Origin of the sequence: Rhodoblastus sphagnicola (assembly GCF_002937075.1) — a bacterium.
Lineage (GTDB): Bacteria > Pseudomonadota > Alphaproteobacteria > Rhizobiales > Beijerinckiaceae > Rhodoblastus > Rhodoblastus sphagnicola.
The window spans coordinates 1-15,567 of sequence record NZ_NHSJ01000040.1; the positions used below are offsets into that span (position 1 = coordinate 1).

Below are 15,567 nucleotides of genomic sequence, written 5' to 3' on the forward strand. Positions count from 1 at the left end.
GGCTACCTCACCGGTCAAAACCCCTCAAAGGTTCATCTGAAGACGCGTCAGCGCCCGCCGCAAGTCCGCGGCGACGCCGTCGATGGCCGCTGTATAGGACCTCCAAACCGGAACCGTCAAGACAGTTTTTTGACTTTTCTCGCCACCCGGCCGGACGGCGACGCAAGCCAGAGGATTTAATCTCGTAAAATCATATTGTTATTCAGGATCGAAAAATCCTTGCGGGCGATGCGGACAAGGGCCTGACGTCGGCGCCTCAGCCAGACGTCACCTCTTCCCAAACATCAACCGGGAAACTTTCTCCGGATTTCCGGCGTCATTTCGTTGAAAAGCGCTGTCCAATCGTCGCCGTCGGCGCAGCGAAACAACCGCATCGTCGGATACCAAGGCGAATCCGCGCGCGCATGCATCCAGCGCCATTCCGGAATGTGCTTCAACGCGACCCAGACCGGACGGCCCAACGCGCCGGCGAGATGGGCGATGGATGTGTCGCAGGTCACGACCAGATCAAGATTGGCCATGATGGCGGCTGTATCGATAAAGGCGTCCGGACCGGAGTCGATACCGTCAAAACGAATCAAGCGTCCTTCGAGCGCTTTCGGAAACGGAGACGCGACATCCTCCTTCTGCAAGCTGAAGAAGCGCGCGTTGGGCAATTCGGCGAGCGGGGCCAGATGAACCGGCGGGATCGAACGCCGGGGATCGACGCGAAAATCGCTGCTGCCGCTCCAGCACAGTCCGATCTTCACGCCTTCGCCCGACATGCGCGCCCGCCAATGGGCCACGCGGTCCGGTTCGGCGCGCAGATAGGGCGCCGGCGCCGGAATCGTTTCCAAGCGCGTTTCACAGGCGCGGGGCAAGCTGCTGAGGGACAATGTGGCGTCGAAATCGCCCGACTGATCCTTGTCGTCGCGCCAGGCGACCTTGGCTCCCGATGAATCGAGCAACCGCCACATCTTGGCGGGACAGGCGAACGTCACCTCGGCGCCCGCTTCGGCCAGCAGGACGATATAGCGAAAGAACTGGATGGTATCCCCGAGGCCATGGTCATTGACGACGAGAATTTTCCGACCGGCCAATGTCGCGGGCGCGCGAAGATCGAATTTCGCGGATGAAATCAACGTCAGACGTTGGCCCTTGAACCAGCGATGTTCGTAACCTTCCCATCCGGCGGCGAAATTCCCCAGCAAAAGCTGCAAGCACCCCTTGTTGGCCAGAGCCTCGTCGGAATCCGGTTCGAGGCGCAAGGCTTCATCGAAGGCTTCCAGGGCTTCAGAGAATTGCCCCAATTCCTTCAAGGCGATGCCAAGACCCGCGAAGCCGGAGGCGTAATCGGCCTTAAGCTCGATGGCGCGTCGATAGGCGTCGCGCGCCCCGGCATAGGCGCCAAGACGCATCAGCGCGTTGCCAAGATTGAGCGCGGCCTTGATGAAGTCCGGCTTGAGCGCGAGCGCGCGCTTCTGATCCTCGGCGGCTTCGGCCGCGCGCCCGACCGAGACCAGAGCGGCGCCGCGATTACAATAGAAATTGGCGTCGCCGGGCTTCAAAGCGCAGGCTTGGTCGAAACTCTCCAGCGCCGCTTCATAGTTCTTGTGCGCCATGAGCAGGCAGCCGCGATTGAACCAGGCGACGGCGTAATCGGGCTTGAGGCTCAGGGCGCGATCATAGAAAGCGAGCGCGGCCGCCGCATGGCCCTTAGTCTGCAAGATATAGCCGCCAGAGCACAGAGCCTCCGGAAACTCCGGCCTGAGGCTCATGGCCCGGTCGAAAAGGGCGATGGCCGCGTCAAGGCGGCCTGCGGCTTGCTCGCGCAAGCCCGCCTGATAAAGATCGTCTGCTGCGTCATTGTCAGAGCGGATCGCCGCATTGCCCAAATGAAGCGTCATGCGCCGCGGTTCTCCCATTGAATAGCTAGAGCTTTTTCACGTTTCGTGGAAACATGAAAAAGCTTTCGATTTTTGTTTTAACGCATTTTCTTAACGCGAACCGGTGTCCACTTCGCTTGAATATGCTCTAGCCGCCGAGTTTCAAAGTGTTGATGCTCATCAGGAGATCGAAACCGATCCCTGAACCGCTGGAACTCGTCGAATTGAAGAGACTTGTCACCAGGTTGCTGGATGAAGACGCGTCGGCGTTTGGGTTCTGATAATCATATTGCGCCGCGAAGCGTTCGAGGAACTTCTGGACTTTCGTTGAACTCGTGAAATCCGAATATTTGAGCAGCTTGTCGAACGTTGCCGCCTGCCGGTCGATGTTGCTGGATGACGTATAGGATGAAATCCCGAGGGTGGTCTGGACAACGGTGAGGAGCTTCTTGTCAGCGAGAATCGAATAGCCGTCCGTGATCTTGGAAGCGTTCTGTTGGAAATAGAGCGCCAGTTCAACGCCAGGATTGGTTTTCGCCTCGTTCGTTTGCAGCGTCTGCGTCACGTATTTGTCGACAACGCCCTGAGACACAGCGGTCTGCGTCGTGGTGTCGGCTCCATTGGCGGCAAAATTGAACGTATTCACCAAGGCTTTGATCTTGGGATTGTTCAGCGTATTGGCGAGGGCCTTCGAACTGCTCGTGCCCTGTTCCATCGCCTTCTGAATGAGCGTCTTGGCATAGGTCATGTCGCTCAGACCGAAAGCGGTCATCACGTAATTAAACAGCCTTGTATTCTTCACCAGAGCGGCGGCGCTCGTCACCGAGCCAATATTGGCCTGATAATATTTGGTCGCCTGCGACACGGTGGGATCGCTCGCCGTCAACTTCTGATAGCGGCTGAGATTGGTCGATATCTGCAAGTAACTAGAAAACGTGCTCATGACGGCGTCTCCACGGCATGATCCTGCGTGAGCGAACGCAGGCCTTCGCGTTGGCGTGAAACTGGCGGTTCGGTCACGCCCTGGCAGTCGATGAGCCGAAGGCTCGGCCGCCGCGCCCGTCCCGCCGCTCGCGATTGGGCGACGATGGCGTGGAGGTCGCGCAGGCATAGCGCCAGACTTTCGGCAGCCAATTCATCGCGTTGCTCCTGCCTGGGCGCGCTGCGCAGGGCGCGGTGAATCGATTCGATTCGATTGATGATATCTTCCATTGCGGGCGTCCGTCCTGCGCATTTTGGACGGAGCTTCCGCTTTCCGGGTTAATTTATTTTCAACTCCAGCGGGAAAATTTGTCAGATCACCCGCCTAGATTGCGGTGAGTCGGCGGCGCGTAGACGGACGAGGCGCGCGCGAGGTTGCGCTGGTCGATCTTGGCGGCCAGGGTTTCGGCGAAGGCGGTGGCGATGCCGCCGGACCGGGGGTGCGCGACTTCGGCGGCCAGCGGCGCCTGCGCCGCGATGGGGGCCGGCGCGTGGACCGGCATGGGCGCGGGCGCGGCGACCTGCGGCTGATATTCGGCGCGCAAGGGCTCCTGGACCAGTTTTTCCTGCAAAATGGCGCAAAGCTCATCGATGGAGCGATCAAGCGAGACGAGCGCGCGATATTCCGGAACCTGTAGCAGGCGTTGGCGCATGTCTTCGCGCAAAGCGCGCATGGACTCGAGAATTTCGTGCGGCATCGAATCAGTCCTCCCCGTTGGCTTTGAGGACTTTCCACGCCAAGACTGGCGCGAAGCTTTCGTTTCCGCGCGAGTCCGCGCGAAAGCCTCGCAAAAGGATTCTGACGTTCAATGGTGGGACGAGCACGGGATGAACCCGTCACAACCGCCGCAAGGACCGCTCCATGATCGCCACGAGTTTTTCCGCGCCGGACGACATTTCCGCCGTTGCGGACAGCCCCTCGATCCTGCGCCTGCGCCTGCTCGAAATGCAATTCGCCGCCGCCGGTCCGCTGCCGGACGCGCAGCGCCAGTCGGCCTACGACCTGATCGGCGCGCTCAAGCGCTCCATCGCCGAAAAGCCCGCGCTCAGCTTCGCCGACGTGGTCGCCAAGCTGAAGACCTGGGACGACCTGGCCCGCGACACGATCGGCGACAAGGCCGACGATTTGCAAATCGACATGATGCGCAGCGCCCTGGCCGATCTGCGCCGCCTGCCGTCAGCGGCCTGACACAGGAGGCCCCATGCCGCCGCGCGAATTGATCGCCGAGCAGATTCCGCTCCGCCGCCCCTCCCTCTTCGACCTGTTCCGCCGCAAGCCCCGCAGCGATGTCACTTACACCGTGCTGTCGACGGGGCCGGCGGCGTTCCCCGGAGAGCGCCGATTCGCGCCCAGACGCCGGACGCGCCTGCGCTCCGGCAAGATTCTCGACCGCGCCAACCGCTTTCTGGTGGAGACGTCCATTCTCGATCGTTCGGCGGGCGGCTTGCGCTTGCGCCTGGCGCACAATTGCGAATTGCCGGAGATCTTCCACCTGTTCGACGACGAGAGCGAGAGCATTCACGCCTTCCGCGTGATCTGGCGGCGTCACGACACCGTGGGCGTCCGCGCGCGGCCGGGCGGCCCCGTGCCCGCGACACGGCGGCTGATCATCGAGCTGCGCGGAAAATTCTACGCCATCAAGGATTAGAATTTTCGCCCGCGCGAGCCTTCGTTGGGAAGGAACGCCGCGCAAAAGAAAAAGGCCGCGCGGGGGAGACGCGGCCTTTTGATGGATCGGGGGAGTCCCGGTCAGTTCAGTGTCAGGCAATACCCGAGATAGCGCTTGGAATCGATGGGATCGTAACCCAGGCGGTGACGCAGCTTCTTGCGCAGCTTGCTGATGTGGCTTTCCACCACGTCCTCTTCGACCTCGTCGTCGAACAGCCCGTAGATGGCGTTGAAAATCTGGGTCTTGGTGACGCGCTTGGACTGGTTCTGCACCAAATATTCCAGGATGCGGCGCTCGCGGCGCGGCAGCGGCAACGCGCTTCCGCCGACTTCGGGATCGCGTCCATCGAAATAGACGCGCATTTCGCCGACGACCTTGTATTCGGGAGACGTTTCCTTGCGGCGACGGATCGCGCCGACGCGCGCCATGATTTCGCGCACATGAATCGGCTTGCGCACCACATCGTCCATGCCGGCGGCGAACAGCTCCAGCGTCTGTTCCAGCGACGGCGAATCGTTGAGCGCGATCACCGGCGCGACGCAACGCTCGCGGATCAGGCGCGGAAAGGCCTCGCGATTGGTGCAATCTCCGATGAGAAACGCCTCGACCGCCTGGAGATCCGGCTTGCCCGCGCCCGACACCCACTCCTCGAATTCGTCCGGGCGCAGGCCTGTCGAGGCCACGCCTTCGCGATTGAAGCTGGTGGCGTAACCCGTCTTCACGATATCGCGCTCATCAACAATGACGAACATGCCATCCCCCGTTTCCGAAAATCATTTCCGTTCGTGCGCCCTTGCGAGCACACGTATAAGTTGTGTTAATATGGTTAATGAAGCATTAAGAACAGCCGAGGCTGTGCCATAATTGACCAAGCTATGATCGTTCCATTATGTTTTCGTTGATATTTTCAAACGCATTCTCGCCAGGCTTCATTCGGCGCTCGGGGGCGCGCCGCCTCACCTTAGGTTGCATCCCATGCGTTCACGTTCCGCCTTTTCGCGCCCGGACGGCGATTTCGCCTCAATCCTCGCTTCGCTGGACGAGGACGCGAAAAGCGATTTCTTTCGCCCCATCGTGGGCGTGGCGCGGCTGTGGCCCGATGCGGCGGAGCGGCGTTGCCCCGCCACGGGGATCGCAAGCGCCTATGCCGAGCAGCAACCGGAACCCGGCGCGCCCGCGCGCGAAATTCCCGATCGCCACATTCCCGGCTTCCAAATTCCCGGATTCACGGAGATATCCCAACGCATTTCGGCCGCGCGCGGCGCCGCAGAGCTTCACCGGCTGCGCCGCGCGCTCGCGCTCGCCGCCCACCCCGACCGGGTTCCGCCCGAGGACCGCGCCGAGGCGGAACGGCTGATGGCGCGGGTCAACGCCGCCATCGATCGCGCCCTGTCCGAAGCGTCGAGCCTTCCTGGAGCCTAAGCGCCGCCCGGCGCGCAGAAGCGCCGCGCATTGTCGGTCCAGCCGCCAAAACCGCTGCGCACCATGCTGGAAATCACGGCGCAGACATATTTCTTCTGTGCGTAATTATTGTCCGGGCCGGCGTTGTAGCGCGCCACCGCCAGGGTCCAACTCGGCTCTCTCGCGCGGAGCTCCTTCAGGAAGCGGGCGGCATAGGCGACATTGAGCCGTTCGTCGAACATGGCCGCGAGCGAGGCGAAGTTCTTGCCGTGGAAGCGATGGTTGATCTGCATGCAGCCGATGTCGATGAATTTCGCGCCGCGCGCCTTGGCCGCGTCGAACTTCGCCATGGCCTCCGGCAGGCTGGCGGAGAAGACCGCCACGCCGTCGACGTTCATCGCATAGGGTTGCAACTGCCCGCGCGCGCCGGTTTCGGTCAGGCCGACCGAATAGAGCACGGCGAGCGGGACGTCTTCCGCTTGCGCGGCGCGCGCCATCTCCCGCTCGCATGACCCGAGTTTCGGCTCCGCCCAGGCTGCGCTGGCGCAGGACACGCCAAGGAGCGCGCTACAAATAAAGACCGCGATCGCCGGCAGGGCGCGGATCGCGCAAGTGGTCGACTGGGTCACTGCTGTTGTCCTGTCCTTGGCGCTCGGAGGAATTCTGCCTCTGCCGCGTCGATTCGGAATTGCCGTCGGTCTGGCCGCTGGCATTGCCCTGGGAAGCGCCCGACGCCTGCGAAGAGTTCTGCCCGGCCCCCTGCCCGCCCTGCCCGCCGCCGGCAAGGGCGCCAGACATGTCGCCCGCGGCGCTCGAACTGATCGCAACGCCCCCGAGTCCGAGGCCGGCGTTGTTCAACTGGTTCTCCAGAGCGGTGCTCTTGTCCGAAATCATGCGGGCGGTTTCGCCACGGTCCGAAACAAAAGCCAGCTCCAGACGGTCGCCGGAGCTTTTCAGCTTGACCGAAAGGCCGCCGAGATCCTGAGGCGTCAGGGTGATTTCGAGGTCGCGGCGCAGCGTGGGCGTCGGCGTGGACGACGGGTCCGGACGCGCCGAGGCGGCGGCCGAAGCCGTGGTCGACGCGGGCGCCGCCGCGTCCGAGCCGTTTATCGCCCTGGACACGCCGAAGCTGGACGCCATCGCGGCGAAATTCGCCGTCGAGGATGGCTGCGCGATGGCGCCGGCGGCCTGCGTTTCGGCGGGCTTTCCCGTTTCGCTTTCCTTGCCGGGCTGCTGATGCGATTGCGAGCCGCCGCTCAGGTTGGCGTCGACCGGCGGCAGCCAACTCTGCTGCGACACCACATGAACCGACACGGTGTCGGCGTCCCGCTCCGGAAGCGCGGCGGCGGCGCGCGCCGGCGTCTTGTCGGGGGTGGCGCTGGCGGGTGTGGAGAGCGCCGCGCCAATGCGCGCCACGGGATCCTCTTGCAGCGCCGACGGGGTCCTGGACGGCGACGCTGCGGAAGCGCCGGCGACGGGCGTGGCGGCGACGGGCGGCGAAGCAACCAGCGTCTGGGCGACTTGCGCCGCGACGTCCGGCGGCGTGACGACCGGCTGAACCGCGACGGAAAGCAGGTCTGTCGGCGCCGTTTGCGTGGCGGCGGGCTGCGAGGCTTCGGCGACGCTGGCGTCATCCGTCGTGGACGGTCGGCGCGTGGGCGCGTCGGCCTGCGCCGTCGTGGAGGACGGCTTGGAAGATGCGGCGTCCGCCGTCGTGGAGGTCAAGGCGGGGCGCGGCCATCGGGCGCCGATCGACGCCGCCAAATTGGCCGAAGCCGCAAGGTCCGAGGAGGCGAGCGCGCCGGACGTCGCATCGGAGGCGACGGGCGCCTTCGCGTCCTGTGTCGCGCCTCCGGTCGAGGGCGCGGTTTGCGGCGCGGCGACCGCCCCGCCCTGTCCGGCGGCGTCGGACGTCTGAGGCGGAGCGCTGGGGGCGGAGACAGTCTGGCCCAACGAGACGGTCGTCGTCCCTGGCGATTCGGTCGCCCCGCTCTGTCCGACGTCGGCGGCCAGCAACGCGGCCAGAGGGTCGCGCGTGAAGGATGTCTGGCTCGTCGTCGAGGCCGGAGCGTCGCTGGCGACCGAGGATTGGGCGACCGAGGATTGGGACGATGTCGTTGCGGAAGAGTCGAGCCAGGCGGCGGCCATGCGGCTGGCGAGGCGGTCGCCCGCCCCCAGCGCTGAAAATTTTTCCGGTGAGTCCTGTGGCGTCGCGCCGTTTGTCGTCGCGCCGGTCGAAGCGGCCGAGTTCCCCCCCGCGGTCGCAAGCGCCGACGCATCGGCGCTGGAGTCGCCCCGCGGTTGCGCGTCGTCGGAGCTTCGCGCCATCGTTGCGTCGAAAGCGGCCAAATCGGAGGTCGCGTTGCGCGACCCCTTGCGCGACATCGCCAGAGCGCCGCCCGCGTCTTGCGTCAGTCCCGCCGCCGTCAGACTGGTCGTCATTTCTCCCTCGCCATGGTTTTCCTTGCGCTGGCGATCACCGCATCGCCGTCCTTCAAGAGTTTCTCCGCCCGCTCCAGATCGGCGTCCGTCGTATTGGCGTCGCCGGCGGGCTTGTCCTTGAACCCTCTCGCCGGCGGCCGGAACACCCGACCGGACACGTAGGCCGCCGCGTCGTAGAGCGGCTGGTCGCCCGGCGGCAATTGGGCGCGATCGACGCCGTCGAGCAGATGCCCGCTGCGCGCGGAGTCCGCGGCGCCCACAGCCGCCAGCGCGCCATAGACCGTCGCGCGCTGCCGCTCCGCCGAATCCACCGCGCTCAGCTCGCGCGCGCGGCCGGCGGCCATCGTCGCGAGATCGACATTGCCGACCACGGACGCGTTCTGCGCCACCGTCAGATAGATGTTGCGCTTGGTTTCTGGCGTGAGGCTTTCGACGAAGCCGTCGAGTTGGCTCCATTCCTCCAATTTGATCGACAAAGCGACGCGCGCCACGCCGAGCATGAACTGGCGCAGGAAATTCTCGGCATAGGGCGAAGCCCGGAACCGCGCCCAATATTGCCGTCCCAGCGCGGCGAAGCGCTCATATTGGCGGTCTTCCGCCAGCAGCCCGACCTCGCGGCGCAACGCCGCTTCCTCCACCAGCCCGCCGGGCGCGAGCAGGCGCGCGACGTCGAGCTTGGCGATGGCGGCGGCGCGGTCGCGGCTCAACAGGATCGACTGGACGAAGGCCACCGACGGGCCGAGCGTGGGATCGAGCGCGAGCGGATCGAGCGTGAGCATGAAATCGCGGTCGGGCCCTTCGACATTTTCAAGATAGGCGATCGCCGCCTTCGCGATGGGCGCGTCGCGGCCAAAGAATTTTGGCCCCGCGAGCGCCTTGCGCCCGGCCTCCGGATTGCCGCCCCGGAGCAGATAGGAAATCAGCGCCTGGGTGTTTTCCTTCTTCTCCCAGGTTTCGGGCGGCGCATCGAAAATGGCGCGGCCGAGCTTGCGCAGGTGCTTGGGCATTTCCTTGAAAGCCGCGCTGTCGCCGGCCGAGACCTGCTCTTGAAGGTCCTGGAGATGGCGCACCATGATCTCGATTTCGCTCGGCGGCGGCAGCGGCGGCAGCGGCACGATGGCGACCTTCTCGCCGCCGCCGCCGCCGCCTTCATGACCGCCTTCCGCGGCTTTCTCGCCATGCGCTTCGACGCTCTGCGGCTGTCCTTCCGGCTTCGCGCCCTCGGCTTCCGCCTTCCGGCCTGCCTCCGGCGCGGCGGGGCGCCCCGCTTCGCTCTGCGCCACGACTTCGGGCGCTCCCTTGACCATGCGCCAGGCGAAATAGCCGCCGCCCCCAAGGCCGGCGAGGAGAACAACGCCCGCGACCGGAACGAGCACGCGGGCCTTGCCCTTGAGCTTTGGGAGGACTCCCTTGCCCTTGGGCTTGTCTTCGCCGGGTTCGTCGTCCTCCAGCGGCGGCGGTTCGACCGCGACAGCGGCGAGTTCGACCTCGGCCTCGAGCTCGGCCTCGTCCTCGACCTTCGCCTTCTTCTTCAGAAATTTCGGCAGCGGCAATTTCGGCAGCGGAAGCTTGGGCAGCGAGATCTTGGGAAGCGAAATTTTGGGCAGCGAAATTTTGGGCAGCGCGAGTTTCGGCAGCGAGAACTTCAGCTTCGGGATTTTCATGACGGCGCCTTGCGCAACAGGATTTCAATGCGGCGGTTTTCAGCCGACTCCGGCTGGGCGGGATTCGCGGGCTTGCGGTCGGCGTAACCTTCAATGCGTTCGAGGCGCCCGGCGTCGAGACCGCCACGCATGAGCATGAACTGCGCCATTTCCGCGCGTGACGCCGACAGCCGCCAATTGTCCGTGGCGGCGCCGTTGCGGAACGGCCGCGAATCGGTATAGCCGCGCAGCACGATGTCGCCCGGCCGCTTCGAAAGCATCCGCGCGATGCGCTCCATCAGATGCACCATCTTCGGATTGGGCGCCGAGGATCCCGATTCGAACATGCCGAACTTGTCGTTGTCGGTCAGGCTGATCAGCAAGCCTTCCGAAGTCGCCTTCACGTCGAGTTTCGGCTGATTGTCGCCAACCTCGTATTTGGCGGCGGCGGCGATCTGCTTTTGCAGCGCGTCCACGTCAGCCTTGACCGCCGCTTCCTGCGCGGCTTGCGCTGTCTGAGCCGCCTGGGCCGCCTGCTCGGCCGGCGTGGGCGGGGCTTTCCCCTTCTGCCCGGATTTGGCGGCTTCGCCATCCTTGGGCGGCGTCTCGGCCTTGGCGGGCGCGGGCGGCGTCATCGGCCCCTCCTCGTCCGCCGCCTCTTCGGCGTCGTCGGCGGCGCCCTCGGCGGCGCGGAACGGATCGCGATAGGCGTCGGCCGAGCCGGTCTCGGCGGCTGAACCCGATTTGCCGTTCTTCTTTTCCACCGGGGCCTTGCCGGCGATCTGCTCCAGCGCGGCATAGGGATTCTGGAACAGGGTTTCGTCGTTCATCAGCGCCTTGGCGTTGATGTCCTTGACGGGGTCCTTGCCCTTCTGCTCCATCTTGCCTTCCTTCTGTCCCTGCGGCGGCGCCTTGTCGGGCTCGCCCTCATTGACCGGAGGCTTGTCGTCGGCGGGTTTTTCGTCGCGGATGCCGCGCTTGTTCTTGGCGAAATCCTCCATCTTCACCGGATTGAAATAGCGGGCGATGATGGTCTGGCTGTCCTTGTTGGTGGAATTGAGAATCCACAGCACAAGAAAGAACGCCATCATCGCCGTGACGAAGTCGGCGTAGGCGATCTTCCAGGCGCCGCCGTGATGGCCCTCTTCGTGTCCGCCATGGCGGCGGACAATGATGATTTCCTGTTGTTCGGCCTCTTCGCTCACGAACCGCCCTCCTGCTCACCGTCAGGCGGCAGCGCGCCCAGAGCCTGCATCCAGGCCGCAAGTTGGGTTTCGATGATCGTGTCCTCGGCGCGCACGCGCACGTCGATGCTGTCGCTCATCGCATAGGAGATCGACGCGGACCTTCCCTCGAACTTGCTCTTCAAGGCGTCGAGCAGATCGGGGGGGCCGCTGATTTCGAACAAGACGTTGGCGCGCGAGGCGAACAGGACTTCGAGATTTTCCACCAGGGAATCGGTGACGCGGGTGATCACCGCCTGGTTGAGGAACGGCCTGAGAATGTTGGCGACGATTTGCGCGCAGCGCGTTTCGAAATCGGCGAGCGCGGCGCGATGCGCCTCGAACAACCGCTCGCCCTCGGTTTCCACCCATTTCCGGCGCTCGCGCGCCGCGTGCGCCTCGACCTCCTCGCGCAGATCGGCGCGCGTCTCGGCCAATTCCCGGCGCGCCGCCTCCCGTCCCTCTTCGAAAGCCGTCAGCAGGCTTTGCTCGAGTCGTTGCGACGGGGTCGGGCGCGGATCGGCAAGACGCGGCTCCACGCGGCCGTCCTGGCGCGCGTCCGGCGTTTCGCTCCTGCGCAGCAGAGGCGACATCCGCGCCGCCTTTTCATCCGCTGTGCGCTTTCGCGGCGGCGGCCAGGATGGCGACGGCGCGGGGGGAGCGGCCTCCGGCTCCGGTGCGGCCGCCGCCTGGTGGCGCGCCAGATACTCGGCGAACGGAACCGGCTTCATGCGCGCTCTCCGTGACGAATCCATTGTTTCAGGATCGCGGCCGCCTGGACCTCATCCAGGTCCACCATCTGCTCCATCCTCTTCTGCGGGCTGCGGTTGCGTTTCGCATTGAGGTCTTCGAGCAGAGCCTGTTCCTCGGCGCTGTCGCCGATCAGATTGGGCTCGATTCTGCCATCGGGCCTGCCAGCGCCGCCGGCGAGCGCGAGCGCGCCTTCGCCGCCGAGAGTCTCGCGCATGTCGATCAGCGCGCGCGTCGCCGGACGCAGGCCGACGAAGACGACGAGGGCGGCGACGCCGAGCAGGGCCAGGGCGCTGATGATGCTGCCAAACTGGCGCAGCAGCACGTCCACGACCGGCAGCGGCGGCGCCGGCTCAAGCTCCTTGCCGCTGTCGACGAAATCCACCGCCGAGATCTTGATTACGTCGCCGCGATCCTTGCGCAGCCCGGCGGCGGAGGACACCAGTTGCTCGATCTCCGCCACCTGCTTGTCGATGGCCTCCGGCGTCGCCTTGTCGCCGAGCGTCGAGACGATGCCCTGCTTGTTGATCAGCACGGCGACGGAAAGGTTTTCTACGGCGTAGCCGTTCGAGACGGTGTTGGTGATCTTGGAGGAGAGCTCGAAATTGGTCAGATCCTCCTTCTTGTTGCTTTCCTCGTTGGCCTGCTTGCCGTCGCCCGAGGAGGCGCTGGGCTGCGGCACGTTGCGGCCGACCGACGTCGGCGACTGCGTGGACGTGTTCTGAGAATTCTGCGTTTCCTTGATGGTGCGCACCGAGCGCTCGACGCGCGACTCCGGATCGTAGGTGGTCTGCGTCGTCTCCTTGCGATCGGTGTTGAGCCGCGCGGCGACGCTGATCTGGAAATTGCGCAAGGAGAGATAGGGCGCGAGCGTGCGGCGGATGTTGTTCTGGATCTCCGTCGATACGTTTTTCTCCAGCGTCAGCATCTTGGTCGGGCCGCCGTCGACGCCGTCCGAACCCGAGGCCAGCAACGTGCCATCGACGTTGAGAACCGTCACCTGGTCCACCGTCATGGAGGGAACGGCGGAGGCGACGAGGTGGCGAACCGCCTGCGCGATCAGCGCATTGTCCTGTCCCTCGGTGCGCAGCACGATGGAGGCGGACGGCGGCTGCTTGGCGCGGCGGAACGAGCCTTCGTCGGGCATCACCAGATGCACCCGCGCCGCCTTGACGCCGCGCATGGTCTGGATGGTGCGCGCCAGCTCGCCTTCCATCGCCCGAAGGCGCGTCACCTCCTGCATGAAGGAGGTGAGGCCGAGCGATCCGAGCTTGTCGAACAATTCATAGCCCGTGCCGCCGGAGCGGGGCAGCCCCTGCTCCGCCAGCAGCATCCGGGCGCGGGCGGTGTCGCCGTAAGCGACATAGACCGTCGCGCCATCGGCGGAGACGTCGAAAGCGACGCCCGACTCTTTTAGCGCGGCGCCTATGCGGGAGACGTCCTGTTTGTCGAGGCCCGCATAGAGAATATCGTTGGTGGGCCGGCTAAGATAATAGCCGGCGCCGCCGATCATGCCAAACACGATGAGGCCGATCGCAGCCAGCAGCGACAGGCGGCGCGGCCCGAGCGCAAGCAGATTTGACAACAGACGGTCGACTTGTTCTCGGGCGCTCATTCCTGATTCCGGTGCGGGGTCATATTTGCACTGGCATCATCGCGGCCCAAACTTGCGCGGAGGTTTTGAAGCAACTTTTCCGAAAGGTCGCACCCGAGCCGGATGCGCAGGATTGGCGCAAGCTCGGCGCCATTCAATCATGGCCACGCTGGGCCACGTCCCGGCGGATTCGGACAGACCAAGGGGATGCAATGTTGCCGGTGACGATCGTCAGCGCCACGCGCTACAATCAGGCGAGCTTTTTCCAGAATTCCGCCCTGGGCCGCTGCCTGCAAACCTATGCGGCCTTTGGCGTCAAATCGCGACTCTTCTTCGAGAACAAGCGCGGGCTCGGCGTCTGCTACAATGAAGCGATCGCGGAAACGATCGACGAGGAAGAAATCCTGGTTTTCGTCCACGACGACGTGATGATCGCGGACTTCTTCTGGGTCGACAAGCTGATGCTGGGCTTGAGCAAGTTCGACGTGATCGGTCTCGCCGGCAACAAGCGCCGGGTCGCGCGCCAGCCCGCCTGGGCTTTCGTGGATGAAAACTGGACCTGGGACGATCGCGCCAACCTGAGCGGCATCGTCGGTCACGGCGAAGGCTTTCCCTGCAATCTCGACGTCTACGGCGACGTGTTCCAACCCCTGAAGCTGCTCGACGGCGTGCTGCTCGCCGCGAAAAAGAAGACCTTCTCCAGAAATGGCGTGCGGTTCGACGAACAGTTCAAGTTCCATTTCTACGACATGGATATCTGCCGCCAGTTCGAGGAGAGAAACCTCAGCATGGCCGCCGCGCCGATGGGCGTGATTCACCGCAGCGGCGGCGGCTTCGGCGGAGAGGAATGGCGCGCGGGCTATCAGAGCTATCTGGAGAAGTGGCGCGACTGATACGAAATCAAGAATGATTCATTGTTGATTTCGTATTCCGCTCGCGCGGAATTCCGCGCGAGCTGTTTTCGCGGGTTGCGAAGCGATCTCGCGGAAACCGTATGTTTCGAGCGGGCCAGCTTCGAATCATTTCACCCGGCGCCGGTCGTCGCCGCGAGTTCGGCCTCGACCATTTCGCGAATCAGATCCTGAAAGGATGTCGTCGCGGACCAGCCCAACAGGCGGCGCGCCTTGGCGGGATCGCCGCGAAGCTCGCGCGTCTCCGCGCGACGTTCGGGCAGGTCCGCAAACACCACGTGACGTCTGAAATCCAGGCCGACCACCGCGAAGGCGGCTTCGCAAAGCTCGGCCACACTGTGCGTCACCCCTGTCGCCACGATGAAATCCTCGGCGTTCTCGGTTTGCAGCATCAGATGCAGCGCGCGCACGTGATCCCTGGCGTGACCCCAGTCGCGCCGATGGTCCGCCGGACCGAGGTGCAGGATTTCGCCCGAGCCGCGCGCGATTCGCGCAACGGCTTGCGCGACTTTCCGGGTGACGAAATGCGCCGGCCGCAACGGGCTTTCATGATTGTAGAGAATGGCGCTACAGGCGAACAGGTTCTTCTGGTCGCGATAGGCGCGAACCATGTGCATGGCGTAAACCTTGGCCGCGCCATAGGCGTTGCAGGGGGAGACGGGCGTGGTTTCGGTCTGCGGCGTTTCCGAGGCGGCGGCGAAGATCTCGCTGCTCGACGCCTGACAGAACCGCGACCGTGGCGAAACCTGATGGATCGCCTCCAGCATGCGCGCAACCGCCAGACCGTTGATGTCGCCGCTCTGGATCGCATCGTCGAACAGTTGCGCGCTCGAAGCGCGCGCGGCGAGATTATAGACCTCGTCGGGCTGTAATTGCGCAAGCACGGCTCGGATGGCGTCGAAGCTGGTCAGGTCCAGATGCAGCAACCGGCCGCGATAGTCCGCGTCGGACACGGTTGTCCGATGGGTCGCGCCGAACACCTCATAGCGCTCGCCCAGCAGCAAATCCGTCAGATAGGCGCCGTCCTGGCCCAACGCACCGATCACCAGCGCCCGCTTCATTGTCGCTCCCCGGCGCCGGCGGCTCC

At 64.6% G+C, this 15,567-nt stretch carries 16 protein-coding genes; 4 read left to right on the forward strand and 12 right to left on the reverse strand.

What is annotated here, in order from left to right; all coding sequences use genetic code 11:
• Nucleotides 1-284 precede the first annotated feature (284 nt).
• The 4 genes from CCR94_RS05775 to CCR94_RS05790 all read right to left on the reverse strand — a co-directional run bounded on the left by CCR94_RS05775 (nucleotide 285) and on the right by CCR94_RS05790 (nucleotide 3,544).
• Complete coding sequence (locus tag CCR94_RS05775; protein WP_158254642.1) at nucleotides 285-1,886, reverse strand: tetratricopeptide repeat protein; 1,602 nt, start codon at nucleotides 1,884-1,886, stop codon at nucleotides 285-287.
• Nucleotides 1,887-2,013: 127 nt separating this feature from the next.
• Nucleotides 2,014-2,808, reverse strand: a complete 795-nt coding sequence (locus CCR94_RS05780; RefSeq protein WP_104506934.1) for a DUF1217 domain-containing protein — start codon at nucleotides 2,806-2,808, stop codon at nucleotides 2,014-2,016.
• Nucleotides 2,805-3,077 carry a hypothetical protein gene (locus CCR94_RS05785; RefSeq protein WP_104506935.1) on the reverse strand — a complete coding sequence of 91 codons (273 nt, stop codon included), beginning with the start codon at nucleotides 3,075-3,077 and terminating at the stop codon, nucleotides 2,805-2,807. Before CCR94_RS05785 ends, CCR94_RS05780 begins: the two co-directional genes overlap by 4 nt.
• Nucleotides 3,078-3,163: 86 nt before the next feature.
• Complete coding sequence (locus tag CCR94_RS05790) at nucleotides 3,164-3,544, reverse strand: hypothetical protein (protein ID WP_104506936.1); 381 nt, start codon at nucleotides 3,542-3,544, stop codon at nucleotides 3,164-3,166.
• Between the two features lie 164 nt (nucleotides 3,545-3,708).
• Between CCR94_RS05790 and CCR94_RS05795 the strand changes: the two genes are divergently transcribed.
• Both CCR94_RS05795 and CCR94_RS05800 read left to right on the forward strand, forming a co-directional pair.
• A complete protein-coding gene (locus CCR94_RS05795) occupies nucleotides 3,709-4,035 on the forward strand; it encodes a hypothetical protein (RefSeq protein ID WP_104506937.1) in 327 nt (108 codons plus the stop codon).
• A gap of 13 nt (nucleotides 4,036-4,048) precedes the next feature.
• Nucleotides 4,049-4,495 (forward strand): pilus assembly protein PilZ, encoded by a 447-nt coding sequence (locus tag CCR94_RS05800; RefSeq protein WP_104506938.1) that lies wholly within the window; start codon nucleotides 4,049-4,051, stop codon nucleotides 4,493-4,495.
• A gap of 101 nt (nucleotides 4,496-4,596) precedes the next feature.
• Here CCR94_RS05800 and CCR94_RS05805 read toward each other — a convergent pair whose 3' ends face one another.
• Nucleotides 4,597-5,268 carry a response regulator transcription factor gene (locus CCR94_RS05805; protein ID WP_104506939.1) on the reverse strand — a complete coding sequence of 224 codons (672 nt, stop codon included), beginning with the start codon at nucleotides 5,266-5,268 and terminating at the stop codon, nucleotides 4,597-4,599.
• Between the two features lie 223 nt (nucleotides 5,269-5,491).
• Here CCR94_RS05805 and CCR94_RS05810 point away from each other — a divergent pair, with 223 nt between their 5' ends.
• Entirely contained in the window at nucleotides 5,492-5,938 is a 447-nt protein-coding gene (locus CCR94_RS05810; protein ID WP_104506940.1) for a hypothetical protein, read from the forward strand.
• Here the strand turns inward: CCR94_RS05810 and CCR94_RS05815 are convergent.
• From CCR94_RS05815 to fliF, 6 genes are read right to left on the reverse strand one after another with little or no spacing between them, the layout of a single operon-like run.
• A complete protein-coding gene (locus tag CCR94_RS05815) occupies nucleotides 5,935-6,492 on the reverse strand; it encodes a transglycosylase SLT domain-containing protein (protein WP_425332314.1) in 558 nt (185 codons plus the stop codon). The two genes, CCR94_RS05810 and CCR94_RS05815, sit on opposite strands and share 4 nt — an antisense overlap.
• Nucleotides 6,485-8,359 carry a flagellar hook-length control protein FliK gene (locus CCR94_RS25905; RefSeq protein ID WP_104506942.1) on the reverse strand — a complete coding sequence of 625 codons (1,875 nt, stop codon included), beginning with the start codon at nucleotides 8,357-8,359 and terminating at the stop codon, nucleotides 6,485-6,487. Before CCR94_RS25905 ends, CCR94_RS05815 begins: the two co-directional genes overlap by 8 nt.
• Nucleotides 8,356-10,023, reverse strand: coding sequence for a hypothetical protein (locus tag CCR94_RS05825; protein ID WP_104506943.1), 1,668 nt, complete (start codon nucleotides 10,021-10,023; stop codon nucleotides 8,356-8,358). Before CCR94_RS05825 ends, CCR94_RS25905 begins: the two co-directional genes overlap by 4 nt.
• Complete coding sequence (locus tag CCR94_RS05830) at nucleotides 10,020-11,207, reverse strand: MotB family protein (RefSeq protein WP_104506944.1); 1,188 nt, start codon at nucleotides 11,205-11,207, stop codon at nucleotides 10,020-10,022. Before CCR94_RS05830 ends, CCR94_RS05825 begins: the two co-directional genes overlap by 4 nt.
• On the reverse strand, nucleotides 11,204-11,956 hold the full coding sequence (locus CCR94_RS05835; RefSeq protein WP_104506945.1) for a hypothetical protein: 753 nt from the start codon (nucleotides 11,954-11,956) through the stop codon (nucleotides 11,204-11,206). Before CCR94_RS05835 ends, CCR94_RS05830 begins: the two co-directional genes overlap by 4 nt.
• Nucleotides 11,953-13,590: a flagellar basal-body MS-ring/collar protein FliF gene (gene fliF, locus CCR94_RS05840; RefSeq protein WP_104506946.1), complete on the reverse strand. Its 1,638-nt coding sequence runs from the start codon at nucleotides 13,588-13,590 to the stop codon at nucleotides 11,953-11,955. Before fliF ends, CCR94_RS05835 begins: the two co-directional genes overlap by 4 nt.
• 191 nt (nucleotides 13,591-13,781) lie before the next feature.
• Between fliF and CCR94_RS05845 the strand changes: the two genes are divergently transcribed.
• Nucleotides 13,782-14,462, forward strand: coding sequence for a glycosyltransferase (locus tag CCR94_RS05845; protein WP_104506947.1), 681 nt, complete (start codon nucleotides 13,782-13,784; stop codon nucleotides 14,460-14,462).
• A gap of 131 nt (nucleotides 14,463-14,593) precedes the next feature.
• On the opposite strand, the gene CCR94_RS05850 is transcribed toward CCR94_RS05845, so the two are convergent.
• Nucleotides 14,594-15,541: a GDP-mannose 4,6-dehydratase gene (locus CCR94_RS05850; protein WP_104506948.1), complete on the reverse strand. Its 948-nt coding sequence runs from the start codon at nucleotides 15,539-15,541 to the stop codon at nucleotides 14,594-14,596.
• Between the last annotated feature and the right edge of the window lie 26 nt (nucleotides 15,542-15,567).

What these genes read in the sequence shown, in the direction of transcription:
- CCR94_RS25905 (WP_104506942.1), bottom strand. Translation starts at nt 8,359, where the DNA reads ATGACGACCAGTCTGACGGCGGCGGGACTGACGCAAGACGCGGGCGGC.
- CCR94_RS05780 (WP_104506934.1), bottom strand. Translation starts at nt 2,808, where the DNA reads ATGAGCACGTTTTCTAGTTACTTGCAGATATCGACCAATCTCAGCCGC.
- CCR94_RS05805 (WP_104506939.1), bottom strand. Translation starts at nt 5,268, where the DNA reads ATGTTCGTCATTGTTGATGAGCGCGATATCGTGAAGACGGGTTACGCC.
- CCR94_RS05850 (WP_104506948.1), bottom strand. Translation starts at nt 15,541, where the DNA reads ATGAAGCGGGCGCTGGTGATCGGTGCGTTGGGCCAGGACGGCGCCTAT.
- CCR94_RS05790 (WP_104506936.1), bottom strand. Translation starts at nt 3,544, where the DNA reads ATGCCGCACGAAATTCTCGAGTCCATGCGCGCTTTGCGCGAAGACATG.
- CCR94_RS05795 (WP_104506937.1), top strand. Translation starts at nt 3,709, where the DNA reads ATGATCGCCACGAGTTTTTCCGCGCCGGACGACATTTCCGCCGTTGCG.
- CCR94_RS05845 (WP_104506947.1), top strand. Translation starts at nt 13,782, where the DNA reads ATGTTGCCGGTGACGATCGTCAGCGCCACGCGCTACAATCAGGCGAGC.
- CCR94_RS05810 (WP_104506940.1), top strand. Translation starts at nt 5,492, where the DNA reads ATGCGTTCACGTTCCGCCTTTTCGCGCCCGGACGGCGATTTCGCCTCA.
- CCR94_RS05775 (WP_158254642.1), bottom strand. Translation starts at nt 1,886, where the DNA reads ATGACGCTTCATTTGGGCAATGCGGCGATCCGCTCTGACAATGACGCA.
- CCR94_RS05835 (WP_104506945.1), bottom strand. Translation starts at nt 11,956, where the DNA reads ATGAAGCCGGTTCCGTTCGCCGAGTATCTGGCGCGCCACCAGGCGGCG.
- fliF (WP_104506946.1), bottom strand. Translation starts at nt 13,590, where the DNA reads ATGAGCGCCCGAGAACAAGTCGACCGTCTGTTGTCAAATCTGCTTGCG.
- CCR94_RS05785 (WP_104506935.1), bottom strand. Translation starts at nt 3,077, where the DNA reads ATGGAAGATATCATCAATCGAATCGAATCGATTCACCGCGCCCTGCGC.
- CCR94_RS05800 (WP_104506938.1), top strand. Translation starts at nt 4,049, where the DNA reads ATGCCGCCGCGCGAATTGATCGCCGAGCAGATTCCGCTCCGCCGCCCC.
- CCR94_RS05825 (WP_104506943.1), bottom strand. Translation starts at nt 10,023, where the DNA reads ATGAAAATCCCGAAGCTGAAGTTCTCGCTGCCGAAACTCGCGCTGCCC.